A 24,103-nucleotide genomic window follows, 5' to 3' on the forward strand; every position below is an offset into this window, starting at 1 on the left:
CGATGAACAGACTCTCATGGGGATCAACGCACGTGCCTCTCACCGCGCACGCTGCACCCGCTGCTCATCCCATACAGGCTCATCGGACTCGTAGACCACACCGTCAGCGCCGAACACCAGAACCCGGTCGAACCCGCGGGCGAACCATCGATCGTGCGTCACCGCGAGCACAGTGCCCTCGAACGCGGCCAGGCCCTCCTCCAAGGCTTCCGCCGACTCCACATCGAGGTTGTCTGTGGGCTCGTCGAGCAGCAGCATCGTGGCACCGGACAGTTCCAGCAGCAGGATCTGGAACCGCGCCTGCTGACCGCCGGAGAGCGCATCGAAGCTCTGCTCGGCGGCGTGGGCGAGCTCGTATCTGTCGAGGACGCGGGTGGCCTGCTCGCGACCCATCCCGGAGCGCCCGCGGCCATCGGGGGTACGATCACCGCGATGCAGGATCTGCAGCAGGGTCTGTCCCGCAAGTTCGGGGTGCTCGTGGGTCTGCACGAACCATCCGGGTCGCACCCGAGCGCCGAGTCGGGCGATGCCGGTGTGCGTCACGGGGGCGATGTCGGTGTCACTGACTGGCGAGTGCTCGAGGTCGGGCTCCGAGCCTCCCGCGGCGAGCAAGCGGAGGAAATGGGACTTGCCGGAACCGTTGGAACCCAGGACGGCCACCCGCTCGCCGTACCAGACCTCGAGGTCGAAGGGACGCATCAAGTCCGCGTCCGGAAGCCGTAGTTCGAGGTGCTCGCAGACCAGCGCCCGCTTGCCGGTGCGCCCTCCGGTCAGACGCATGGTGACCCGTTGCTCCCGCGGCTGTTCGGTGGGCGGGCCGGCCTCCTCGAACTTCCGCAGCCGGGTCTGGGCCGCCTGGTAGCGGCTGGCCAGCCCGTCGTTGTAGGAGGCCTTCTGCCGCAGGGTGGTCACCAGCGTCTTGAGCTTCTGGTGCTCCTCGTCCCAGCGCCGGCGCAGTTCGTCCAGTCTGGCGAACCGGTCCCGCCGCGCATCGTGGTACGTGGCGTAGCCGCCCGGATGCGTCCAGACCCTGTTACCCGCCGCGCCGAGTTCCACTGTGACGACCCGAGTTGCGGTGTTGGCGAGTAACTCCCGATCGTGGGAGATGAACAGGATCGTCTTGTCCGACTCCCTGATGCGCCGCTCCAGCCAGACCTTCCCGGGCACGTCGAGGTAGTTGTCAGGTTCGTCGAGCAACAGCACCTCGTCCGGGCCGGCGAGCAGGTACTCCAGCACCAGCCGCTTCTGCTCCCCGCCGGACAGCGTGGCCAGCGCACGGTACTTGACCCTCTCGTACGGCATCCCCAGCGCAGATATCGTGCAGACATCCCAGGTCACCTCGGCGTCGTAGCCGCCGGCTTCGGCGTACTCCGCCAGTGCCTCGGCGTACTTCATCTGGGTCGCGTTGTCGTCTGTTTCCATCAGAGCCAACTCGCACCGCTCGATGGCGCGGGCAGCGCCACGCACGCGCGGCGGAGCCACCGAGAGCAACAGATCCGCCACCGTGGGGTCCGCGATCTGCTCGTCCACCACGCCCTGACCGACGAATTGCCGCATCACCCCGAGTCCGCCGGAACGGGCGATTGCACCGTCGTGGGCGCCGACGTCACCGGTGATGATGCGCAGGAGCGTCGTCTTGCCCGAACCGTTGGCCCCGACGAGCGCGACCTTCTGCCCGTCGCCCACCCGGAAGGAGACGTCGTCAAGCAGCACCCGGCCATCCGGCAACTCGTAGCGAACGCCGGATACGTCGATGTGGCCCACGGACCCACGGTAGAGCTCAGTGCCCTCACCGGTCAGGTCCCGGCCGGGTTCCTGACCGGGATGACCACTTCGTTCCTGCGCAGGAACCACGGTGTCCATGGCGGGTCGAACCGGGCGTAGCGAGGCCGGCCCGCCACTGTCAGTCCTGCCCGGGCCACCAGGTTGAGCAGTTCCTTGGTTCGCGCTTCGTAAGAGCTTCGTGACCAGCGGCCTGAGAATGTCAACGCGGCGGCGGTCTGCGCAGGCACCAACCGTGTCCGTACGGAGGTGTCCTCAGGCTCGGGCACATCGTCTGCTGCGAGGTCGGAGGGCATCACGAAACCGACGACGAACACCCCGCTTCTGGGGTCTTGTTCCTGAACCACCGGCGCGGTCATTGCGACTTTGCGCGAGGCCCGGTTGTGCCCGCCGATGTAGCGAGCGAGTCGGGGGAAGGCGAGGTTGCCCGCCACGCCGAACGGTCCGGTGACGTCCACCTCGGCGACAAGGTGCTCGGGGTAGCGCCGCAGTTCGAATCCCGCGTACTGCTTGAGCACCTCGTACGGTTGCTGTTCGGTCATGGGTATCACCCCTTCCCCACGGTACGCCGACTGGCGCGGGGCAGCAGCCGGGACTGGACGGGGTGAAAACGAAGGCGGCACCAATGGCTTTCATGGCCAGCAAGACGCTCACCCAGGCTGACTTCGACGCCCTGCCTGACGACTGCCTGCGACACGAACTCATCGATGAGGCGTGCGTAATAGCACCCTCCCCAGGGATGGCCCATCAGGACTTCGCCTTCGCTCTGGCCAGGACGTTGCACGCAGCGACAGAGGGCACCGACCTGAAGGCGGTGATGGCTCCTTATGACGTCGTGATCGGTCCCCACGTCGTCGAACCCGACATCGTCGTAGCCCCGCGGACCGCGTTCACCGAACGAGATCTGCAGGCGGCACCACTGCTCGTCGTGGAGGTCCGGTCACCGTCCACCGCGTGGCTGGACGAGGGGCCCAAACGCAGCCTCTACGAGGAGTCCGGTGTTGCCCACTACTGACTAGCTGATCCCAGCGAGCGCGCGGTCGCCGTCCTTGGAGTTGGTTCACGGACAGTACGAGCAGACCGCCTACGCGTGATCACGAGGTGCCCAGGATCAGTAGGCCGTTCGATGTGGGGGTGATCCCGTCGAGGTTGGCGTATGGCTGATCGCGACTGGACCCAGACGTCCGTCAGCCGCTGCTGGTGGTCGGTGGCACACGGGGCGACTCAGCGATTAGCGGGGAACGGGCTGGTCCACCCGTCGGTTAAGGCTTGTCGAACTCGAGGCAGTAGAACCAGCCCCGCCACAAGTCCGAGAGCACGATGTTGTCCATGCCGGGCGGCACCGCGTCGACCGGGGCGTTCACCGCCGGGCGATCTGTGGCGAAGGACCCCTTGAAGCCGGGCAACGTGCGCTCGTAGGCCCTCGCCGCCCGCTCCTTCTCGTCGACGATCACGATGTGAGCACCCGGTTTGGCCACCCGGACCATCTCCGCGATCGCGCGGGCCTTGTCGTTGAAGTAGTTGATTCCCCCGACGTGCAGGACTGTGTCGAAGCAGTCGTTCCGGAACGGCAGGGACTCGGCTGCCGCCAGGTACAGCGGGACGAACCAACCGTGTCGCCGCACTAAGCCTCAATCCACCGGTGATCTTGCTGGGTATGCGGCGCGGTGACGTAGAAATGCCCGCTGCTGGGGAGAATGGGATTCTTACGCTTCCAATTCCACAAGGAGAGGGGCATCTCGTAGATGCAACTGTCTCACACCCGCGCGGTGTTCGGCGTCGTTCGATGAACCGAATCTGGTCGTGTCGGCCGGTCTGGTCCCGGCGCTGCGTTTGGCCGAGAAGGTCGGCCTTCCCGACCTGGCCGACGAGCATGTGACGGCCGGGTCCAACGCGGGGGCGAAGGTGATGAGCCTGGTGGCGGGGATGGCCGCCGGGGCGGACAGCATCGACGACCTGGACGTGCTGCGCCGCGCCGGGGCGGCACGGGTGTTCACCGGGGTGCGGGCCCCGTCGACGCTGGGCACGTTCCTGCGCGGGTTCACGTTCGGGCACGTCCGGCAGTTGGACGCGGTCGCCTCCCGGACCCTGACCGGACTCGCGCAGGTGGCGCCGCTACTGCCCGGCATCGGCACCGGTTGCCTGATCGATATCGATGACACCGTCAAGGGGTTTACGGACCGGGTAAGCAGGGCGCGGAATTCGGCTACACCAAGATCCGCGGGCTCAACGCCCAACTGGCCACCATCAGCACCCCGGACGCCGCGCCGGTGATCGCCGCGACCCGGCTGCGCCGCGGCGCTGCCCCCTCCGCGCACGGCGCGGTGCGGATGCTCCGAGATGCGATCGCCACCGCCCGCCGCTGCGGAGGCGGCGGGGAGATTCTGGTGCGCGCGGACTCCGCCTACTGCTCCAGCGCGATCCTGCAGGCGGTGTCCACGGCCGGTGCCCAGTTCAGCGTGGGGATGCCACTGAACCGGCGGGTGCGTGCGGCGATCGCCACGATTGATGATGCCGCGTGGACCCGGATCGAGTACCCGTGGGCGATCCCGGACCCCGACACCGGCGAGCTGATCTCGGCCGCGGAGATCGCCGAGATCCCGTTCACCGCGTTCGCGTCCCGGCCGGCGGCCAAGCACGTGATGGCCCGGCTGATCGTGCGCCGGATCCCGGAACGCAACCTGCGCAAGTTGCAGGATCCGCTGTTTCCCGCCTACCGGTTCCACGCCCTGTTCACCAACAGCACCGCCCCGCTCGTGCAGGCCGAGTCGACCCACCGCGGGCACGCGATCATCGAGCAGGTCATCGCCGATCTCAAGGGCTCCGCGCTGGCGCACCTGCCGTCAGGGAAGTTCGCGGCCAACGCCGCCTGGCTGGTCTGCGCGGCGATCGCGTTCAACCTCACCCGCACCCTCGGCGTGCTCGCCGGCGGCACCCTGGTCAAGGCGACCACCGCGACTATCCGGACCCGGATCATCAACCTGCCAGCACGCATCGCCCGCTCCGCGCGTCGGCTCAGGCTGCGGCTGCCTCGGGACTGGACCTGGCGGCCCCACTGGCAAAGGGTCTGGACCGCGGTCATGACCACCTGACCCCAGCACTCAAGCCACTACCCCATCGAGCATGGAAGGTACCTCCGAGGAAAGGCCGGTGAAGACCGGCAGATCCGCCACGCCCACCAGCCAGAACCCGGGGCATCACCACCGATCAAGCCTCAGACACCCGGCTCACGGAACTGAACGGTGGATCGAGGCTAAGGAGCGGCAGCGCCTGAGTTGTCCGATCGAGATGTCCAGGCCGTGGACCTCTGCGACATCGGCGCGATCCAGCAGGTACGGCAGGTTGGGGCCGGATCCGACGGAGACCTCGAGCACCCGACCGTTGCGGGGCGTGAGCCGGTCGAGCACCTGTTTGCGGCCCGTCCGCTCGGTCATGCCGATGAACGCGAAGGACACTCTCATGGACGGGGTGTAGACCCAGGAGAACCAGTCGTAGAGGTGGGCGAACCGGCGGTTCTGACCGCTCATCTCGGCTGACTCGATGAAGTGCACGATCCCGTCGTCCACGGGATAGGTACGTGAGCACACCGGGCACGCGAATGCTTGTCCCCCGGCGTCCTGGGTCAGGGACCCGTGGCAGCGGGGACACGCGAGGAGAGGCATGATCGCCGGTGTGCCGGGCAACTCAACAGCAGCGCGCCCGGTTCGTCCGCGGGCCATGCGCTGCCCGACCCCGGCTGCCACTGCTGCCGCGGCTGCGGCCACCAGTACGCCGCGGAACTTCATCACACCTCCCGCCCTGCCATGGCCAGGCAACTGCACCCTGGCATCGTACGGGGAGACCAGGCCCCTGGAGGCCCGACGGCACTCATGCGACCTGGGGTTCGTGCGGCGGAACTGTGGCGACCATGCTCCCCGGAATGGCCAGGGATCCAGCCGGAGTCGCCTCGACGACGCCGCATTCGCAGCGGCCGCCCGCGAGCATGGATGCACACTCATCAGCGCAGATCGCCAGTTGCTGGCCACGCGATCACCCTGACGCAGTCATTGGAACGGTTGCGGGGCGAGGGGTAGTTCGGTGGAGCAGGTACCTGCTCATCGGCGATGTGCCGCTCTATGCGGATACGCACTGCCCGTGACCGTCAATCTCCGGTGACGAGGAGTTCCTGAGAACCTGCAGGTTCAGATAGGTACCCGGTGTGCCCTGTGACATCAAACAGTGGGTCCACTCCACGTGCCTCACCGACGAAGCCCCTCAACAGAATGTCCTCCCGACAGAGGCCTCACTTGTCGGGCTGAAAGGAACCGACCACTCGCCTCCGGCGAGCGGTCTCCCAAATCCCGCAGTGCAATCACGAACGCGCAAGAGGACCCGGGAAGTTTCCCGGGTCCTCTTGCGCGTCGGGCTGACAGGATTTGAACCTGCGACCCCCTGACCCCCAGTCAGGTGCGCTACCAAGCTGCGCTACAGCCCGCCACACGCGAACGCGTGCTCCCAAAGAATACCCATGAGCCGGACGCGAATTTGTGGGACCCCCGCGAGGACTCCACGTCCGCACCGGCGTGAAACCGGCGTCGTGACCACCCGATCGCGTCACCTCCCCCCCACGAGACTGCTTCCCACCACGCCCCTCCCGGGTATCCGCCGAGTTCAGGTGAAGACGACGAAGGTGCGGGTGGGGCACACCTGGAAGGTCCATCTCTCAACCTGTCGTCGCAGACGCAGAATATCCACCCCGACGAGATTGGCGACTTCTTCATCATCGATGGCATCTCAGCAACTATTTGCTCCCAGTCGCCGCAGTCGGTGGCCTGCATGCGATCCACCTTGCCGCTTACGAACGGTACCGATTGCCGCGGATCGCTGGCGGGTAACCGACAAGGGCTCGCAACGGCGCAGGGGTCGAGCGATCCGCGAAGCTACACGACCGTCACCGCCGCCTGCGCTTCTCCCGGATGCGCAGGTTGATCCGCATCGGCGTCCCCACGAACCCGAATTCCTCGCGCAACCGCCGCTCCAGGTACCGCCGGTAGCCGTGCTCCAGGAAGCCCGTCGTGAACATCGCGAACGTCGGCGGTTGCACTGCCGCCTGGGTGCCGAACAGGATCCGCGGCTGCCGGCCGCCGCGCACCGGGTGCGGATGTGACGCGACTAGATCCGCCAGGAACGAGTTCAGGCGCCCTGTCGACACCCGCGTCTGCCAGGAATCCAGGGCACGCTGCAGGTGCTTGCCGATCCGGTCGACGCCCCGGCCGGTCAGCCCGGAGATGTTGATCGTCTCAGCCCATGGCACACCGACGAGGTCCAGGTCCTTCTCGCGGGTCAGTTCCCGGCGGCGCTCGTCGTCCATGAGGTCCCATTTGGAGAAGGCGATGACCAGCGCCCGCCCCGCGTCGACGACCATCTGCACGATCCGGATGTCCTGCTCGGAGATCGGCTCGCTGGCGTCGATGACCACCAGCGCGACCTCGGCCCGCTCGATGGCTCGCTGCGTGCGGATCGATGCGTAGTACTCGTGGCCGCTGGCCTCCTTGACCCGCCGGCGGATGCCCGCAGTGTCGACGAACAGCCACTCCTGCCCGCCGATGGTCACGACCTCGTCCACAGGGTCCACGGTTGTCCCGGCGACGCTGTCCACCACGGAACGCTGGTGGCCGGCGACCTTGTTGAGCAGCGAGGATTTGCCCACGTTCGGGCGGCCGACGATGGCGACCCGGCGAGGGCCGCGGACGATTTGCCCCGACCCCTCCTCCGGAAGCCGTGCGACGATCTCGTCCAGCAGGTCACCGCTGCCCCGTCCGTGCAGTGCCGACACCGGGAACGGCTCCCCCAAGCCCAAGGACCACAGAGAGGAAGCATCGGACTCGGTCCCCGCGTCGTCCACCTTGTTCGCGGCGAGCAGCACCGGCTTCTTCGCCTGGCGCAGGATCGGCACGACGCGTTCGTCAGCATCCGTCGCGCCCACCTTGGCGTCCACGACGAACACGACCACGTCGGCCTCGTCCACCGCGCGTTCGGCCTGGGCCGCGATGTCCGCACGCATGCCGACGGCGTCGTGCTCCCATCCACCCGTGTCGATGAGCTGGAAGTCGTGGCCGCTCCACTCCGCCTCATAGCGGACGCGGTCGCGGGTCACTCCGGGCACATCCTGGACGACCGCCTCCCGGCGCCCGATGATCCGGTTGACCAAGGTCGACTTGCCGACGTTGGGCCGCCCGATGATCGCCACGACCGGCAGCATCGGCTGCACCGGTTCGACGACCTCGACCTCGGCGTACTCGCGCTCGGCGATCTCCTGGGCGGCTTCGGTCAGCGCCTCAACGTCAGTGTCGTCGCCGGCGATGTCGTCGACGTACACCTCATCGCCGGGCATCTGCTCACTCATGTGCGCTCCTGTACCAGCGACGTGACGTGGTCGATGACCTCGGGCAAGGTCATGTCCGTGGCGTCGACCTCCACCGCGTCCTCAGCGATCTGCAACGGGGACACCGCGCGACCACTGTCCGCGGCATCACGTGCGGCCAGCGACTCGTGGGTCAGGGCCACATCGGCGTCGTGCCCGCGCTGCGCGTCCTCGGCGGCCCGCCGCTGTGCCCGAGCTGCCACGTCCGCGGTGAGGTAAAGCTTCAGGTCCGCCTGCGGGAAGACCACCGTGCCCAGGTCCCGGCCCTCGGCCACCAGACCACTGGCCGCGTCACGCGCGACCTTCTGCTGCATGCCGACCAGCGCTGTGCGCACCTCGGGGATCGCGCTGAAGCGACTTACCGCAGCGGTGACCTCCGGTGTGCGGATGGCCTCAGAGACGTCGACGCCGTTGACGGCGATGGTCGGGGCGAGCGGATCGGTGCCGCTGGTGAGCACGCACTGCTTGAGCCGGCCGGGGACGTCCGCCTCCACGATCCCGTTGTCCAGCGCCCACCACGTGACGGCCCGGTACATCGCGCCGGTGTCGAGGTAGTCGTACCCGAGCCGACTGGCGACGCCCTTGGAGACACTGGACTTGCCGGAGCCGGACGGACCGTCGATGGCGACGATGACAACGGGCATATCTGCGAGCCTACCTGTGGGTCACGCCCGCGGGGTCAGCGACCGAAGGCGGGAGAGGAAGGTACACCGGGGAGTCGGTGTACTGACACTCCCGGACACCTCAACCCCGCAGCCGCCACCCACCGGCCGTCAGCGACTCGCGCAACCGCTGCTCGCTGTGCGGGCGCACCACCAGGTGCGCGATGGCTCGAAGGCGGCCCAGCGTGTGCTCGATGCGAACGTCCTCGAGGTTGACATCCGCGTGCCCGGCTCGCACGAACAGCGCCGCCAACTGGCCGGGGGCGTCCTCGATGACTACCGACACCGTGGCCATGTCCGCGGCCTCGCCACCGTGCTTCCCCGGCAGGCGGCCACGACCGGCCACCCCTTTGTCCAGCAGGTCCCGCACACCCACGGCGTCGCGTTTCAGCAGCGCCGCCCGGAACTGCTCGACGTCGGCCGCGAACTGGTCGAGGTACACCTCGACGTGGTCGGCGTTGGCCAGCAGGATCTGCGCCCACAGCACCGGGTCGCTGGCCGCGATCCGCGTGGTGTCCCGCACCCCGGGCCCGGCGACGCTGACATCGGCGGCGGAGGCCCCGAGCAATTGACCGGCCAGCAGGGAAGCGACGACCTGCGGGGCGTGCGAGCACAAAGCCACTGCGCGGTCGTGCTCGTCAGGGTCCATCATGCGCACCACGGCGTGCAGGCTCTCGGCGAACCCCGTGATCTCCGCCAGCCGCGTGGCATCGGTCTCGGCGATCGGGGTGAGGATCCAGGGCCGGTCCTCGAACAGGTCGCCGCGACCGGCCGCCGCGCCGGAGATCTCACGGCCAGCCATCGGGTGCCCACCCACATAGCGGCTGAGGTCCGCGCCACTGTCGCGCAGGGCCGCGATCGGTTCGGACTTGACGCTGCCCACGTCGGAGACCGTGGCTCGCGGGAACCGGCGCAACGCGGCATCCACCTCGGCCGCAATCTGGTCCGGCGGGACCGCGATGAACACGGTGCGCGGGTCGGCACAGGGCTGCCCCGATCCGGCGCCCATCGCCTCGGCGGTGCGCACGGTCTTCGGATCCAGGTCCTCCAAGTGGACGACCGCTCCGGTCTGGGACAGTGCCAGACCCAGCGAGGTGCCCAGCAGGCCGGCACCCCGGATGAGGATCTCAGTCATCGGCGGTGTCTCGCCGCAGGCTCTCGGTGCCACGCAGGTACACGTGCTGGATCTGGGCGCGGGTCAGGTCCGAGTCGACGTGTGCCATCACGCGCACCACCCGTGGCATCGCGTCCGGTACCGCCACCTCGGTGGCCGACAGCAGGGGCACGTCCTCCAGCCCCGCCAGGCGGGCGGCGGTGGCCGGGTAGCACGACACAAGATCAGGGGTCGAGGTGAGGATCACACTGATCACGTCCGCCGGATCCACCGCATTGGCAGCCAGCATCTGCGTGACCAACTCCCCGACCGCGTCCATGATCGGTTCGCGCGCATCGGCGGACACCTGGGTCGCTCCGCGCACCGCTCGTACAGCCACAAAACGAAGACTACAAGCCGACCTCGGGGTACAAACGCTGCGGTTCCTTCCCATCCAACTCGCGCATCTGCCCCGCGGCCTGGCCGCGCAAACGCACCGGGCCGACCTGGGTGCGCACCAGTCGTTGCACGGGATGGCCGAGGGTGTCGAACAGTCGCCGGACGATGCGGTTGCGCCCCTCGTGCAGGCTGACCTCCACGACGCTGCGGTCGTCGGCAGCGGCCACGATCCGGCACTGGTCGACCGTCACGGGTCCGTCGTCGAGGTCCACTGGCTTGCGCAGTCGCGCCCGCAGACCCGCGTCCACCCGGCCCTCAACGGTGGCCACATAGGTCTTCGACACCCCGTGCGAGGGGTGGGCGATGCGGTTGGCAAGTTCCCCGTCGTTGGTGAGCAGCAGCAGGCCCTCGGTGTCCACGTCGAGACGCCCTACATGGAAGACCCGTTCCGGGCGGTCCGCGACGTAGTCCCCGACGCACGGACGGCCGCCGGGATCACTCATCGCCGACGTGACGCCGCGCGGTTTGTGCAAGGCCAGGACCAGGATCTCGCTGCGGGTGGGGATCCGGGTGCCGTCCACATGGATCACGGCAGTCTGCGGGTCGACCCGCGTCCCGAGCACCGCCACCCGGCCGCCGACAGTGACCCGCCCGTCGGCGATGAGCTGGTCGCACACCCGGCGACTGCCGACGCCGGCGGCGGCGAGGACCTTCTGCAGTCGCTCGCCGTCCACTCAGATCTCGCCGGTGAGTTCCGGTGAATCCAGGTCGGTCAGGTCCGGCAAGTAGTCGGCGACCGGCGGCAGTTCGTCCAGCGAGGCGATCCCGAGTCGCTGCAGGAAGTACTCGGTGGTGGCGTACAGGACCGCACCGCTCTCCGCGTCGTGCCCCACCTCGGTGATCAGCCCGCGGGTGACCAGCGTCTTCATGACCCCGTCGACGTTCACCGCGCGGATCGCGCTGACCCAACTGCGCGACACCGGCTGCCGGTAGGCCACCACCGCCAGGGTCTCCATCGCTGCCTGCGACAAGCGCGCGGACTGGCCGTCCTTGACGTAGCGGCTCACCAGTTCCGAGCATTCGGCGGCGGTCACGAAACGCCATCCTGCGGACTCCCGGCGGATCGTGAAACCGCGACCGGACGTCGCGTACTCGCTGAGCAGCCCTTCGACGGTGGCCGTGATCTCGTCAGGCGGGGTGTCGAGCGCCACCCCGAGATCCTCGGCGGACATCGGCTCGTCGGCGATCAGCAGCAGCGCCTCCACGGCAGCGGCCAGCGAAGGCGCGCCGAGATCATGGGGCTCGACCTCCGAGGCCTGTGGACCGAGCCGGTCCGTGAGATCAATCACCCGATGGGTCACTGTCGTCCTCCCACACGATGGTCAACTCGGCCAAGGCCTTCTCCTGCTCGAAGCGGACGGTGCCGTCGCGGAAGAGCTCAAGCAGGGCCAGGAACCGGCCCACCACGATCATCCGGTTGTCGGCGTCCTCGATCAGGTCGCGGAACGTCGCCCGACGGCTGACCTCCAGCCGGTCGTACAGAATCTGCTTCTGTTCCGCCACGCTGACCGCTGGGGCGTGCACGTGGTCGGTCGAGACCTGCGGCACGGGTTTCGGCGTCAGCGCCACCGCACCCAGCGCGGCGAACGCGTCGGGGCCCAGGCCCAGCACCACATCGGGAAGCAGGCCGTGCAGGTCCGGGTCCAGCCCCACCGTGCGCGGCAGCATCGTGGGGGCGTCGGCCATCATCTGCGCGAAGATCGCGGAGACGTCCTTGTACGCCCGGTACTGCATCAGGCGGGCGAACAGCAGGTCCCGCGCCTCGAGCAGGGCGAGATCCTCCTCGTCCTCCAACTCAGCGCCGGGGAGCAGCTTCACGACCTTCAGATCCAGCAGCGTCGCGGCCACGACCAGGAAGTGGCTGGTCTCCTCGAGGTCCCACGACTGACCCTGCTGGCGGATGTACCGCAGGAACTCGTCGGTGACCGTGCTCAGGGACAGTTCGGTGACCTCGAGCTTGTGCTTGGAGATCAGTTGCAGCAGCATGTCGAACGGCCCGGAGAACTCCTCCAGATGCACAGCGAAGCCCGTGGGCTCCTCGTGCAGGGGCGCTGCGGTCACCACGCCACCGTAACCCGCTGCGTGACGAACTCCCGGTAGCCACACACCGCCGCTGTTGCGACGAAAGTGCAGGCCACAGGCCCGCTTTGCGACGAAGGTGCGCGGTCCGCCGGCCCTCGACCGGCCACCATCGTCGCATTCGGCCAGGGCGCGCCGTACCTTCGTCACAACGACCCGGCACTCGGCCCGGCTACCCGTCACCGCAGCGCCCGCGGATGCGACTCCGCGTACACCTCCCGCAGCCGGTCGATCGTGACCTTCGTGTAGATCTGCGTCGTGGTCACGGAAGCGTGCCCCAGCAACTCCTGGACCACCCGGACATCCGCGCCGCCCTCCAGCAGATGCGTCGCGAACGAGTGCCGCAGAGTGTGCGGCGACACGTCCGGCACCCCGGCCCGTCTCGCAGCCGCCGTGACGATGGCGTAGGCACTTTGCCGGGACAACCGGCCACCGCGCAGGTTGAGGAACACCTCCCGCGGCACAGACGTTCGCTTGGCCACCAGCGCCGGCCGCGAACGCACGAAATACCCCTCCAGCGCGTCTGCGGCGTAGGACCCGATCGGGACCCGCCGCTGCTTGCCGCCCTTGCCCCGCAGCAACACCGAGCGGTCCTCCAGATCCAGCGCATCGGGGGTCAGATCGACCGCCTCGCTGATACGCGCACCGCTGCCGTACAGGAACTCCAACAGCGCACGGTCCCGGATGCCCGGCACCGTGGTGGGGTCGCACGACTCGACCATGGACACCGTGTCCGACACCGTCAGCGCCTTCGGCAGCCGCATCGGGATGCTCGGGGAGGCCAGGTCCTCGGTCGGGTCGACGGGCAGTTCGCCCTCCGCCCCCAGGTACTTGAACAGGCCCCGCACACTGCTCACCGTGCGGCGCACCGACGAGGCGCTCAGGGCTGCGTCCCGCGATGCCCATGTCACGAAATCGCCGAGTTGCCCTCCGGTCACGCGAGCGAGATCGTCGATGCCCACCTGGTCGAGCCACACCGCGAACCGGTCCAGGTCGCGCCGATAGGCGGCCACGGTGTTGACGGACAGGCCCCGCTCCACGATGACGTGCTCGAGGTAGGCGTCGATCCCCTCCCGGACCGCAACCACCACTCAGCCGAGCACGGATTCCAACGACACACTCGGCAGGCCGAACGCATCGGCCACGGCCTGGTATGTGATTGCACCGGCGTGGGTGTTCAGGCCCAGCGCGAGTGCGTGGTCATCCCGGCACGCCTGTTCCCAGCCGAAGTCGGCCAGGTCCAGCAGGTACGGCAGCGTGACATTGGTCAACGCCCAGGTCGAGGTGTGGGGCACGGCCCCGGGCATGTTGGCCACGCAGTAGAACAGGCTGTTGTGCACCCCGTACGTCGGGTCCGCGTGGGTGGTGGGACGGGAGTCGTCGAAACACCCGCCCTGGTCGATCGAGATGTCCACGAGCACCGATCCCAGCTTCATGCGCGACACCAGTTCGTTGCTGATCAAGCGCGGCGCCTTCGCGCCATGGATGAGGACCGCCCCGATGACCAGGTCCGCGTCCAGCACGCAGCGTTCGATCTCGTACTGGTTGGACGCCACCGTCTGCATGTGCCCCTGGTAGATCGCGTCGACGTCGCGCAGTCGGGCGACGTCGCGGTCAAGCAGCAACACCTCCGCCTGCATGCCCAGCGCAATCGCCGCGGCGTTCTGCCCTGCCACACCGGCTCCGATCACGACGACCTTCCCGGCGTGGACCCCCGGGGTACCGCCGAGCAACACCCCACGCCCACCGTTTGCCTTCAGCAGCGCTTGCGCCCCCACCTGCGGGGCAAGCCGGCCGGCGACTTCCGACATCGGCGCCAGCAGCGGCAGGCTGCGATCGGGCAGTTCCACCGTCTCGTAGGCAATGGCTGTGGTGCCGCTGTCGAGCAGGGCCTGGGTGCACTCCCGGGAGGCGGCCAGATGCAGATAGGTGAACAGCACCAGGTCGTCGCGCAGGAACCCGTACTCGCTGGGCATCGGTTCCTTGACCTTCACCACCATGTCCGCCGCGCCCCACACCTGTGCCGCAGTGGGAAGAATGCTGGCACCCGCCGCCTCGAACTCCTCGTCCGGCAGCGAGGACCCCCGACCGGCCCCGGCCTGGACGACCACGCTGTGCCCGTGTCGCAGGAGTTCTTGGACCCCGGCGGGGGTGATGGCCACCCGGTACTCCTGCTGCTTGACCTCAGACGGAACACCTATACGCATCAGCCATCCGTTCCGCGCCCCACCTGCGGTGTGCGCACGTTTCCCAGCGATTCGACCCAGTCTCGCACAGGCCAGGGCGCCTCAGCAGGGCGAAGATCAGCCCACCCCCGGGCGCGCGCAGCGGCCGCGGCCAGGATGCCGTTGGTCGCTGTGGGGTTCTGGATCCGCCCGGCCAGGACCAGTCGCACGGCCTCATCGAGGTCGACCCATGCCTGCGGCAGGTGCGCCTCCTCCGCCTCGCCGGTGTGCGCCCGGCCCTCGGGATGCCGGTCGAGATCACGGGCCAGGTAGCAGCGGAAAGTCTCGCTGGTCCCGCCCGGGGAGTTGAGGAAGTCGATGAGCACATGCCACACACCCGCCGTGAGCCCAGCCTCTTCCACGAGTTCGCGGCGGGCACATTCCAGGGCGGATTCCCTGTGCGTGTCGAGCAGCCCGGCCGGGGGTTCGAAAAGGTAGGCGCCGACCGGGTGCCGGTACTGCCGGATCAGCAGCAGCCGGTCGTGCTCATCGAGGGCGATGATCCCCACCGCGCCAGGGTGGACGACCAAGTCCCGAGTGACTGTGTGGTCGCCGATGCGCACCTCGTCGGAGCGCACGTCCCAGACCGCCCCGCCGAACCGCGTCGTGCTGGCAACCACCTCATGGTCCTCGAACCCGTCCTGGACCGCGCCGTGCCAGACCTCATCCATCGGCTTGCCGGCGCAGCGCCGCGCGCACCAGCCCCGAGAACAGCGGATGCGGCCGGGTCGGGCGGGAGCGGAACTCCGGGTGAGCCTGCGTGGCCACGAAGTACGGGTGGACGTCCTCGGGCAGTTCGACGAATTCCACCAGCCGGCCGTCCGGCGAGGTGCCGCTGAACACCAGTCCCGCCTCGGCAAGCGGTTCCCGGAAGGCGTTGTTGACCTCGTACCGGTGGCGGTGTCGCTCATCGACGGCCAGTTCGCCGTAGGCCCGCGCCACCACACTGCCCGGGGTGAGCTGCGCGGGGTACAGCCCCAGCCGCATCGTCCCACCCATGTCCCGCTCGCCACTGACCACCTCCGCCTGGTCGGTCATCGTGGACACCACCGGGTGTGTGGTCTCGGCGTCGAACTCCTCGGAGTTCGCGTCCGTCATGTCGGCCACGTCGCGGGCGAACTCGATGACCATGCACTGCAGTCCCAGGCACAGCCCCAACGTGGGGATCTTGTTCTCGCGCGCGTAGCGGATCGCGCCGAGTTTGCCTTCGATCCCCCGCACGCCGAACCCACCGGGGACGCACACCGCGTCCACGTCGCCGAGTGCCTGCTTCGCGCCCTCTTCGGTAGCGCAGTCGTCGGAGGCCACCCAGCGGATCCGCACCGCACTGTTCTCGCCGAACCCACCGGACCGCAGCGCCTCCGTCACCGACAGGTACGCATCGGGCAGGTCCACGTACTTGCCGACCAAGGCGATCTCCACGGAGTGTGCGGGGTTGTGCACGCGCTCCAGCAGCCCGCCCCACGAGGTCCAGTCGACATCCCGGAAGGGCAGCCCGAGCCTGCGCACGACGTAGGCGTCGAGCCCCTCGGAGTGCAGAACCCGCGGGATGTCGTAGATGCTCGGCGCGTCGACGGCGGCGACGACCGCTTCCTGATCCACGTCGCACATCAGCGACACCTTGCGCTTGATGTTGTCCGGCACCTGCCGATCGGCGCGCAGCACCAGCGCGTCGGGCTGGATACCGATGCTGCGCAGGGCGGCCACCGAGTGCTGGGTGGGCTTGGTCTTCAACTCCCCGACGGCCCGAGGTACGGCAGCAGCGACACGTGCAGGAAGAAGGAGCGGTCGCGGCCGAGGTCATGGCGGACCTGCCGGGCCGCCTCCAGGAATGGCAGCGACTCGATGTCGCCGACGGTGCCGCCGATCTCCGTGATGACCACGTCGACGTCCGGCGTGGCCATGGCCCGGATCCGCGACTTGATCTCGTTGGTGATGTGCGGGATGACCTGCACGGTGTCCCCGAGGTACTCGCCGCGGCGCTCCTTGGCGATGACGGTGGAGTACACCTGCCCGGTGGTGACGTTGGCGATGCTGGCGAGGTTTCGATCGAGGAAGCGCTCGTAGTGACCGATGTCCAGGTCGGTCTCCGCGCCGTCGTCGGTGACGAACACCTCGCCGTGCTGGAAGGGGTTCATGGTCCCCGGATCGACGTTGAGGTACGGGTCGAGTTTCTGCATGGTGACCCGCAGGCCCCTGGCAGTGAGCAACTGGCCCAGCGATGAGGCGGTCAGCCCCTTGCCGAGCGAGGAGGCGACGCCTCCGGTGACGAATACGTGTACGGCAGAACCCGGGCTATCCACGGGTGACCAGACTACCGGCTCACCGGCCCATGCCGGGCAGACACTCGCAAGGTTTGTTGGTTGCCGCCCCGGATCCGACGCACGGCCGCCACGTTGGGGGCGCCCCCCGACGATCACGCCCGGGCGAGCAGTTCCCTGGCGTGCTCCTGCGCGTGCCGTGAGTCCTCGTGCCCGGCCAGCATCCGGGCGATCTCCACGACCCGTTCTTCCTCGGCCAACTCGCGCACGTCCGACACCGTGATCTCGCGATCCTGCTGCTTGTGTACCCACAGGTGGGTGTCGGCGAACGCGGCGACCTGTGGCATATGCGTCACCACGATGACCTGGGCGTGCTGGGCCAGGGCGGCCAGGCGCCGGCCGATCGCCGTCGCTGCGGCGCCCCCGACACCGGCGTCCACCTCGTCGAACACGAACGTCCCGACGGCATCGGTGTCGGCCAGCACCACCTCCAGCGCGAGCATGATCCGGCTGAGTTCACCGCCAGATGCCGCCTTGCCGATGGGAGCGGGCGTGGCGCCGGGATGGGCAGCCAGCAGGAAGGCGACGTCGTCGGCACCCTCGGGACCCTGTTCGGCATCGCCCACCCTCACCGCAAGGACCGCGTTGGGCATCGCCAACTGCTGCAGCTCCGCTGTGGCCTCGTGGGCCAGACGTTCGGCCAGCGCGCGCCGGGAGGCGCTCAATGCCGAGGTCGCCTTGTCCAGCAGCCGCCTGAGCCTTGCCTCCTGGTCGGCCAAGGCTTCGAGGTCGTTGCCCGCCCAATGCCACGAGTTCGGCGGCGGCCTCCTTGGCCCATTGCAGAACCGCGACGTCGTCGGGCCCGTAGCGCGAGTGCAGCACGGACAGCTCGTGGAGCCGCTGGTTGAGCCACTCGAGGCGGCCGGGCTCGTCGGCCAGCTGGTCGCCGAGCCCTGAGATCTGGCGGCCCGCCTCAGAGACCTCCTCGGCCAGGGACACCAGCCGTTCGTGCAGGGCTGCGAACTCGGGGTCGTCGAAACCCGCGAGGTCGCGGGCCGCTAGGTGCAGCAGATGGGCGGCTCCCGGTGACTCCCCCGTGTCGTCGCCAAGCACAGCCTGCCCGGCGGCCGCCGTGGCCGCGGTGAGGTCGGCGAGGTTGGCCAGTCGGTTGTGCTCGGTGCGCAGCGCCTCGGTCTCCCCCGGCTGCGGGTCCGCCCGTTCGATCTCCTCGAGGGCGGATTGCAGGAAGAGCATCCGCTGATGGTTCTGCTGCTGGCCCGACCGCGCGGCCTGCAGCGCATCCGCCACGCGCTGCCAGTCCCGGAACGCCGCCCGGTGCTCGGCCAGCAGATGCAGATGATCGGGGCCGCCATAGCGATCAAGCGCACGCCGTTGTGCGCTGGGATTCCGCAAGCGCTGCTGGCTGGTCTGACCATGGATCGTGACCAGGTGCTCGCCGATCTCGGCCAGCAGGGTCGCTGGCACCATGCGCCCACCGGCGAACGCGCGCAAACGACCGTTCGTGGCGGTGCGCCCCAGGAGCAACTCGCCGTCGTCAACGGCGCCACCGGCATCCCGGATCATCTGCACCGCGGGGCTGCCCGCGGGCACCTCCCACAGCCCCTGGATGCTGGCGTCCTCCGCGATGGCGGAGTCGACGCGACCACCGAGCAGCATCTCCAGTGCACTGAGGACCATGGTCTTGCCGGCCCCGGTCTCCCCGGTGAGTGCGGTGAAACCCGGGCCGGGCCGCACCGTCGCCGAGGCGATCACGCCCAGGTGCTCGATGCGCAACTCGACGATCACGGGCGGCCCCGCCCGCTCCACCCCTGCACGGGCTCGACGCGGTCACCGGGTTCCAGCGGGACCAGCCGGCGGCCGTCGCACCACAGCACCGCCGACGGGGAACCGGGCAGCACCTCCAGCGCCAGCGCGGTGGACGACGACACCACCATGGGCCGGGCGAACAAGGCGTGTGCGGACACCGGTACCAGCAGCATCGCCTCCACCGTGGGCCAGACCACCGGGCCGCCTGCCGACCACGCATAGCCCGTCGAACCGGTCGGGGTGGCGAACAGAACACCGTCGCAACCCCATTCGCTCAAGGGCCGGCCGTCGACCTCCGCCACGACCTGGATCATCCGTTCGGGGGCCGCTTTCTCGATACTCGCCTCGTTCAGGGCCCACGAGGAGGCGATCAGCGCCCCTTCCCGCAGGACGCTGACGTCCAGGGTCATGCGCTCCTGGATCACGAAGTTCCCCGCCACGATGTGGTCGACGATGCCGCCCGCCTCTTCCTCGTCGAGCTCGGCCAAGAAACCCACGTGCCCCAGATTCACCCCAAGCAGGGGTACGTCGTGGGTGCGTGCGATCTCCGAGCCCCGCAAGATGCTGCCGTCCCCGCCGAACACGACCACCAGGTCGACGGGGTCGGCCACTTCGCTGCGGGGCACATCCAGGCCGTCGGGGGCCTCGGGCAGCGCGACCACTTTGACTCCCCGCACCTGCAGGCCCGCCGCGCACTGCGCGGCCATCTGCAGTGCCGCAGGACGGCCCGGGTGCACGACCAGCAGCACCTTCTCCGGCACAGTCATGGCGTCACCACTTCCTCCACGGCGGCGTCCTCCACCGCCGGCGCCCCGCGCCGCAACCACATCACGAACTCGATGTTGCCACTCGGACCGGGCAACGGGCTGCGGCACAGCCCGGCCACGCCGTATCCCAGTTCGGCCGCAGCACTAGCCACCCGCCGCACGGCGTCGCCGTGAAGGGCCGGATCTCGGACCACCCCGCCCTTGCCGACATGGCCTTTCCCCACCTCGAACTGCGGTTTCACGAGCACCACGAAGTCGGCATCCGGCGCACAGATCTGCGAGAGGGCCGGGAGCACCTTGGTCAAGGAGATGAAACTCAGGTCCGCCACGACGAGATCCGGGGCGTAGGGCAGGTGTTCGCCAGTCAGATGCCGGACGTTGGTGCGGTCGAGGACGGTGACCCGGGGGTCCCGCTGCAGGCTCCACGCCAACTGGCCGTACCCGACGTCCACGGCCACCACGTGGTTGACGCCGGCTTCCAGAAGAACTTGGGTGAACCCCCCGGTGGAGGCACCGGCGTCCAAGGCCTCCCGGCCACGCACCTGCAGTCCGAACGCGGCCAGGGGCCCGAGCAGTTTGTGTGCACCCCGCGACACGTATGTGGACTCCCCCGCGTCGACGACTATCGGTGCGGAGTCCTCGACCTGGGTCGCGGGTTTGGTCGCGACCATGCGGTTGACCCGCACCCGGCCACCGGCGATGAGTTCGGACGCGTGCTGTCGTGACCGCGCCAGATCGCGACGGACGAGTTCAGCGTCCAGTCGCCGACGCGTCACCGTCAGTCTCAGCCAGGGCCACCCGCAGCGCGTCGTGGATGTCGACGAGCCGGGAGTAGCGGTCGGCCTGTTCGGCCTGTTCGGCCTGCCCGACCATCTCGTTCACGCGATCGATGTCCACCATCAGGGGCCTTCCGGGGTCTTCTTGGCTGCCGTTCTCTTCGCCGGCGGCTTCTTCACAGGTGCCTTCTTGACTGGCGCCTTCTTGACTGGCGCCTTCTTCACCGGCACCTTCTTGGCCGGGGCCCTCTCCGCGGGCGCGGGCGCCGGCGGTTCCTGCGCGACCCGGGGCGCAGCGGCCTTCGAAGCCGAACGTGCTGCGGTCCGGGCGGTGCCAGCCGCCACCCGGGAAGCCTTCACGGCGGTGTCGGTGGCCATGGCAGCCGCCTGCCCGGCGGCCTTGGTCGCCACCGGCACGGCCGAGGTCGCCGTCGAGACGGCCAGGTTGGCCGCGGCCGACGCCTGGTCACCGCGCTGGTTCAGTTGGCGCTCGAGGCGCTCCACGTGCTTGCGGACGGCGGCGAGTTCCTCCTCGCGCACGAATCCCATACGACCCACTGCCCGCTCCACCTCGGTGCGGACGAGTCCGATCATCAACTCCCGGTTGGTCCGGCCCTGCTCGATCAGGTCCTCCGCGATGCCCTGCACCTGCGAGGAGACCACCTCCGGGCCCTTCGTTCCGGCCTCCACCCCCTGGTTGACCAAGTCGGAGGCTGACTCCTTGGCACGCTCGGATGCGGACTCCAGCAGACCGGCCGCCAGCTGCATGTAACTGCGCAGCGTCTCTTTCACGATGTCTGGCCTTCCATGTCGGCGATAACATCAACGCTACTTCAGCGGTCATGTCAATCCCCGTAGGGACATGACCCGCCAGGTAGCGTCACTCAAGTGGCCAGGACTTCAGGGAGCGTGCAGATGGCGTCCGTCGAGCAGTGCGAGGCGGCACTGGCCGTCCTCGCCGCACGCCTCGACGAGTACCCGCATGAAGAACGCCGGGACAGCATCCCGGACCGTACCGTCGAACTCACGCTGCTAGACCTCGACGTGAGCTTCCACGGCCGCCTGCACGACGGTCAACTCATTGACATCGAACAGGGCCGCGTCCCCAAGGCGAACATCCGCCTGACCATGAACAGCGATGACCTCTTGGACCTGACCGACAAGCGGTTGGCCTTCTCCCACGCCTGGGCGACCGGTCGCCTGCGACTCAACGCCAGCCTGCGAGATCTACTGCGGCTTCGCAAACTGATGTAATGCCTGGACTGTCGGTCCCACGTCCTGCCCATCACGCCGGCGCACCAGCAACTCGTCCAGCAGGTCAGTCTGTCTGTCCGTGTAACCGCTGAGTACCCGCAGGTCGGGGGCGGCGCGGGTCGGCAGGTCAGCCACGGGCAGGACCAACAATTCCTGCCACGTACTCACACCGGTCAGGACCAGCAGCGAGTCCATCCCTGCGGCGTTGGCCGCTGCGATGTCGGTGTCCAGGCGGTCGCCGATCACCAGGGGTCGCTCGCAATGAGCACGCGACCGCGCCAGCTGCATGATCGGCTCGTGCGGCTTGCCGGTGACTATGGGTGCGCGACCGGTGGCCGAGGCCACAGCGGCCACGAATGTCCCGTTACCAGGCGCGATACCGCGGGCGGTCGGCACCGACATGTCGGAGTTGGATGCCACCCACGCCACGCCACGGGCCACCGCGTAGGAGGCCTCGGCCAGGTCCCTCCACGCCAGTCTCGGCGAGAACCCCTGCACGACCGCGTCAGCCTCGTCCGCCGACTGCACGATCCGCAGACCCTGCGCGGTGACGGCTTGCACGAGGCCCTCCCCACCGGTGACGAGCACCCGGGCTCCGGCGGGTACGAGCGTCGCGAGGTGTGCCGCTGCCGCCTGAGCGGACGTGACGACGTCTTCTGCAGCGACTCGCAGGCCATAGCCGGCCAGCTGTTCGGCGACGGCCTGTGGGGTGCGGCTGGCGTTGTTCGTCACGTACAACACCTGGGCGCCGAATGCCGACAGGGCGGGCACCGCGTGCGGCACGGCCTCCCGGCCGCGGTACACCACGCCGTCGAGGTCGACGAACAGACAGTCGTAGGTCATGCCAGACTCTGGAGTCGCCCCGCCGCGTCTGTCCAGGACCCTTCCTCGTCGATGTCCATGGCGTTCTGCAGCCACTTACGGGCCTGCTCCACATCCCCCTGGTCAGCGAGCAGGTCGCCGAGGGCAAAACGGGAGCGGGCCATCGCAATGGGCGACTTGGCCGCGCGGACCGCCTTCTGCAGAAGCACGCGGGCGGCGTCGTCGTCCTTGAGGTCCCGTCGCGCACCCCCGGCCACAATGAACAATTCCGTGCGGGTGTCCGCGTCCAGCTTCTCCGACTCGAACTGCGTCACCATGTCCAGAGCGCGTTGCGGGCGGCCGAGTCCCCGCTCGCTGTCCGCGGCGATCGGCACGAGGTCGAAGGCACCGCTGATGCGGCGGTAGGCCGCCTCCTCCTTCACCGCCTCCTTGTAGTGCCCTGCGCGGTACGCCGCGATGCATGCGGTCTGTCGGGTCAGGGCCGAGCGCGGGATCCGGGTGCGCAGGCGCAGTGCGTGCTGGTAGGCCGCCTCCGGATCGCTCTCGGCCAGGACCTGGACGCTGAGCAGGTGCTTGGACAGGGTCGACGTGCGCCCGCCGAAGGATTCGAGTTCGGCATAGAGTTCCGGGTCGAGTTCGAGCTCGAAGATCTCCTCGGGCCATGCCACGTCGTTGGAGGTGTCACGTTCCGGGTCAACCGGCTCGCGCGAAGGCCGACCCTTACGTTCAGGCTGAGACTTGGGGCCTTTCCACCGGGAATCTGCCGGCTTCCGGTCGCCTTTGGGACCGCGCTTCCATTCACCTTTGTCATCAGGCTTCCGGTCACCCGTGGGACCGGATTTGCGGTCGCCTTTGGGACCGCGCTTCCATTCACCTTTGTCATCAGGCGGGGGGTTGCGGGCGCCCTTCGGATCAGGTTTCCCGCGCCCCTTGGGCGGACCCGGGCGGGGCGTTCCGCGCCTAGTCCCAGCGGGGGGCCCGCCAGCACGGGGCGGACGCCGGTCTCTACCGGACTCATGGGCCATGTGAACCTCCACAAATACATCGATGGGGGGCCTTACGGCCCCCCATCGGAAAGAATGTCCGGCGGCGTCCTACTCTCCCACCCCGTCACCAGGGCAGTACCATCGGCGCAGAAGGGCTTAGCTTCCGGGTTCGGAATGGGACCGGGCGTTTCCCCTTCGCTATTGCCGCCGAAACTCTATGGAGATATCAATCGTTCCCGACCGTATCTCGGGAACCGCATAGTGAACGCGTGCAGAAATATATGTGAGTCAAGTCCTCGGCCTATTAGTACCGGTCAGCTCCACACGTCACCGTGCTTCCACTTCCGGCCTATCAACCCAGTCGTCTAGCTGGGGGCCTTACCAGGTCAACCCTGTGGGAGCCCTCATCTTGAAGCGTGCTTCCCGCTTAGATGCTTTCAGCGGTTATCACTTCCGAACGTAGCTAACCAGCCATGCTCCTGGCGGAACAACTGGCATACCAGAGGTTCGTCCATCCCGGTCCCTCGTACAGGGACAGCCCTTCTCAAGACTCCCTAGCGCGCGGCGGATAGGGACCGAACTGTCTCACGACGTTCTAAACCCAGCTCGCGTGCCGCTTTAATGGGCGAACAGCCCAACCCTTGGGACCGACTCCAGCCCCAGGATGCGACGAGCCGACATCGAGGTGCCAAACCATCCCGTCGATA

Annotated in this window: 22 protein-coding genes, 1 tRNA gene, 2 rRNA genes and 3 pseudogenes; 3 read left to right on the plus strand and 25 right to left on the minus strand. The window is 68.4% G+C overall.

From position 1 onward, the window contains the following. Positions 1–39 precede the first annotated feature (39 nt). A complete protein-coding gene (locus IPG68_11640) occupies positions 40–1,764 on the minus strand; it encodes an ABC-F family ATP-binding cassette domain-containing protein (GenBank protein MBK6763870.1) in 1,725 nt (574 codons plus the stop codon). A gap of 32 nt (positions 1,765–1,796) precedes the next feature. Next, the gene (locus IPG68_11645; GenBank protein ID MBK6763871.1) at positions 1,797–2,324 is read right to left on the minus strand and encodes a heme-binding protein; all 528 of its coding nucleotides are present in this window, start codon (positions 2,322–2,324) and stop codon (positions 1,797–1,799) included. Between the two features lie 83 nt (positions 2,325–2,407). Between IPG68_11645 and IPG68_11650 the strand changes: the two genes are divergently transcribed. After that, positions 2,408–2,797 (plus strand): Uma2 family endonuclease, encoded by a 390-nt coding sequence (locus IPG68_11650; GenBank protein MBK6763872.1) that lies wholly within the window; start codon positions 2,408–2,410, stop codon positions 2,795–2,797. A gap of 247 nt (positions 2,798–3,044) precedes the next feature. On the opposite strand, the gene IPG68_11655 is transcribed toward IPG68_11650, so the two are convergent. Continuing rightward, positions 3,045–3,407 carry a methyltransferase domain-containing protein gene (locus IPG68_11655; protein MBK6763873.1) on the minus strand — a complete coding sequence of 121 codons (363 nt, stop codon included), beginning with the start codon at positions 3,405–3,407 and terminating at the stop codon, positions 3,045–3,047. A gap of 172 nt (positions 3,408–3,579) precedes the next feature. Here IPG68_11655 and IPG68_11660 point away from each other — a divergent pair. Continuing rightward, a pseudogene (locus tag IPG68_11660) lies at positions 3,580–4,874 on the plus strand (IS1380 family transposase). Between the two features lie 135 nt (positions 4,875–5,009). On the opposite strand, the gene IPG68_11665 reads toward IPG68_11660, so the two are convergent. The 18 genes and pseudogenes from IPG68_11665 to IPG68_11750 all read right to left on the minus strand — a co-directional run bounded on the left by IPG68_11665 (position 5,010) and on the right by IPG68_11750 (position 21,126). After that, complete coding sequence (locus IPG68_11665) at positions 5,010–5,567, minus strand: hypothetical protein (protein MBK6763874.1); 558 nt, start codon at positions 5,565–5,567, stop codon at positions 5,010–5,012. Between the two features lie 615 nt (positions 5,568–6,182). Beyond that, positions 6,183–6,256, minus strand: a tRNA-Pro gene (locus tag IPG68_11670). Between the two features lie 456 nt (positions 6,257–6,712). Further along, positions 6,713–8,167 carry a ribosome biogenesis GTPase Der gene (der, locus tag IPG68_11675; GenBank protein MBK6763875.1) on the minus strand — a complete coding sequence of 485 codons (1,455 nt, stop codon included), beginning with the start codon at positions 8,165–8,167 and terminating at the stop codon, positions 6,713–6,715. Beyond that, positions 8,164–8,829, minus strand: a complete 666-nt coding sequence (locus IPG68_11680) for a (d)CMP kinase (GenBank protein ID MBK6763876.1) — start codon at positions 8,827–8,829, stop codon at positions 8,164–8,166. The genes der and IPG68_11680 overlap by 4 nt, the downstream gene beginning before the upstream one ends. 100 nt (positions 8,830–8,929) lie before the next feature. Beyond that, on the minus strand, positions 8,930–9,982 hold the full coding sequence (locus tag IPG68_11685) for a prephenate dehydrogenase (protein MBK6763877.1): 1,053 nt from the start codon (positions 9,980–9,982) through the stop codon (positions 8,930–8,932). After that, the gene (aroH, locus tag IPG68_11690) at positions 9,975–10,340 is read right to left on the minus strand and encodes a chorismate mutase (GenBank protein ID MBK6763878.1); all 366 of its coding nucleotides are present in this window, start codon (positions 10,338–10,340) and stop codon (positions 9,975–9,977) included. Before aroH ends, IPG68_11685 begins: the two co-directional genes overlap by 8 nt. A gap of 10 nt (positions 10,341–10,350) precedes the next feature. Next, positions 10,351–11,073, minus strand: a complete 723-nt coding sequence (locus tag IPG68_11695; GenBank protein ID MBK6763879.1) for an rRNA pseudouridine synthase — start codon at positions 11,071–11,073, stop codon at positions 10,351–10,353. Continuing rightward, positions 11,074–11,571 carry an SMC-Scp complex subunit ScpB gene (locus IPG68_11700; GenBank protein MBK6763880.1) on the minus strand — a complete coding sequence of 166 codons (498 nt, stop codon included), beginning with the start codon at positions 11,569–11,571 and terminating at the stop codon, positions 11,074–11,076. It lies immediately after the preceding gene. Positions 11,572–11,680: 109 nt separating this feature from the next. Next, positions 11,681–12,385 (minus strand): segregation/condensation protein A, encoded by a 705-nt coding sequence (locus IPG68_11705; GenBank protein ID MBK6763881.1) that lies wholly within the window; start codon positions 12,383–12,385, stop codon positions 11,681–11,683. Between the two features lie 272 nt (positions 12,386–12,657). Beyond that, positions 12,658–13,569 (minus strand): site-specific tyrosine recombinase XerD, encoded by a 912-nt coding sequence (locus IPG68_11710; protein MBK6763882.1) that lies wholly within the window; start codon positions 13,567–13,569, stop codon positions 12,658–12,660. Then, positions 13,570–14,685, minus strand: a complete 1,116-nt coding sequence (gene ald / locus IPG68_11715; protein ID MBK6763883.1) for an alanine dehydrogenase — start codon at positions 14,683–14,685, stop codon at positions 13,570–13,572. It abuts the gene before it with no gap. After that, entirely contained in the window at positions 14,685–15,374 is a 690-nt protein-coding gene (locus IPG68_11720) for an NUDIX hydrolase (GenBank protein MBK6763884.1), read from the minus strand. The genes ald and IPG68_11720 overlap by 1 nt, the downstream gene beginning before the upstream one ends. After that, positions 15,367–17,006: pseudogene (locus IPG68_11725) on the minus strand (CTP synthase). Before IPG68_11725 ends, IPG68_11720 begins: the two are co-directional and overlap by 8 nt. A 113-nt stretch (positions 17,007–17,119) precedes the next feature. Continuing rightward, a pseudogene (gene recN / locus IPG68_11730) lies at positions 17,120–18,770 on the minus strand (DNA repair protein RecN). Further along, positions 18,767–19,558 (minus strand): NAD kinase, encoded by a 792-nt coding sequence (locus IPG68_11735; protein MBK6763885.1) that lies wholly within the window; start codon positions 19,556–19,558, stop codon positions 18,767–18,769. Before IPG68_11735 ends, recN begins: the two are co-directional and overlap by 4 nt. Continuing rightward, complete coding sequence (locus tag IPG68_11740; GenBank protein ID MBK6763886.1) at positions 19,555–20,334, minus strand: TlyA family RNA methyltransferase; 780 nt, start codon at positions 20,332–20,334, stop codon at positions 19,555–19,557. The genes IPG68_11735 and IPG68_11740 overlap by 4 nt, the downstream gene beginning before the upstream one ends. After that, the gene (locus tag IPG68_11745) at positions 20,309–20,458 is read right to left on the minus strand and encodes a hypothetical protein (protein ID MBK6763887.1); all 150 of its coding nucleotides are present in this window, start codon (positions 20,456–20,458) and stop codon (positions 20,309–20,311) included. The genes IPG68_11740 and IPG68_11745 overlap by 26 nt, the downstream gene beginning before the upstream one ends. Continuing rightward, entirely contained in the window at positions 20,458–21,126 is a 669-nt protein-coding gene (locus IPG68_11750; GenBank protein ID MBK6763888.1) for a hypothetical protein, read from the minus strand. The genes IPG68_11745 and IPG68_11750 overlap by 1 nt, the downstream gene beginning before the upstream one ends. A gap of 123 nt (positions 21,127–21,249) precedes the next feature. Between IPG68_11750 and IPG68_11755 the strand changes: the two genes are divergently transcribed. After that, the gene (locus tag IPG68_11755; GenBank protein MBK6763889.1) at positions 21,250–21,588 is read left to right on the plus strand and encodes an SCP2 sterol-binding domain-containing protein; all 339 of its coding nucleotides are present in this window, start codon (positions 21,250–21,252) and stop codon (positions 21,586–21,588) included. On the opposite strand, the gene IPG68_11760 is transcribed toward IPG68_11755, so the two are convergent. The 4 genes from IPG68_11760 to IPG68_11775 all read right to left on the minus strand — a co-directional run. After that, on the minus strand, positions 21,562–22,431 hold the full coding sequence (locus IPG68_11760; GenBank protein ID MBK6763890.1) for an HAD-IIA family hydrolase: 870 nt from the start codon (positions 22,429–22,431) through the stop codon (positions 21,562–21,564). The genes IPG68_11755 and IPG68_11760 overlap by 27 nt on opposite strands. Continuing rightward, positions 22,428–23,078: a hypothetical protein gene (locus IPG68_11765; protein ID MBK6763891.1), complete on the minus strand. Its 651-nt coding sequence runs from the start codon at positions 23,076–23,078 to the stop codon at positions 22,428–22,430. The genes IPG68_11760 and IPG68_11765 overlap by 4 nt, the downstream gene beginning before the upstream one ends. A 413-nt stretch (positions 23,079–23,491) precedes the next feature. Continuing rightward, a 5S ribosomal RNA gene (gene rrf, locus IPG68_11770) occupies positions 23,492–23,608 on the minus strand. Positions 23,609–23,680: 72 nt separating this feature from the next. Beyond that, positions 23,681–24,103 (minus strand): 23S ribosomal RNA (locus tag IPG68_11775); the annotation flags it as partial.

It is taken from the genome of Micrococcales bacterium, assembly GCA_016703125.1.
Taxonomy (GTDB): domain Bacteria; phylum Actinomycetota; class Actinomycetes; order S36-B12; family UBA10799; genus JADKAV01.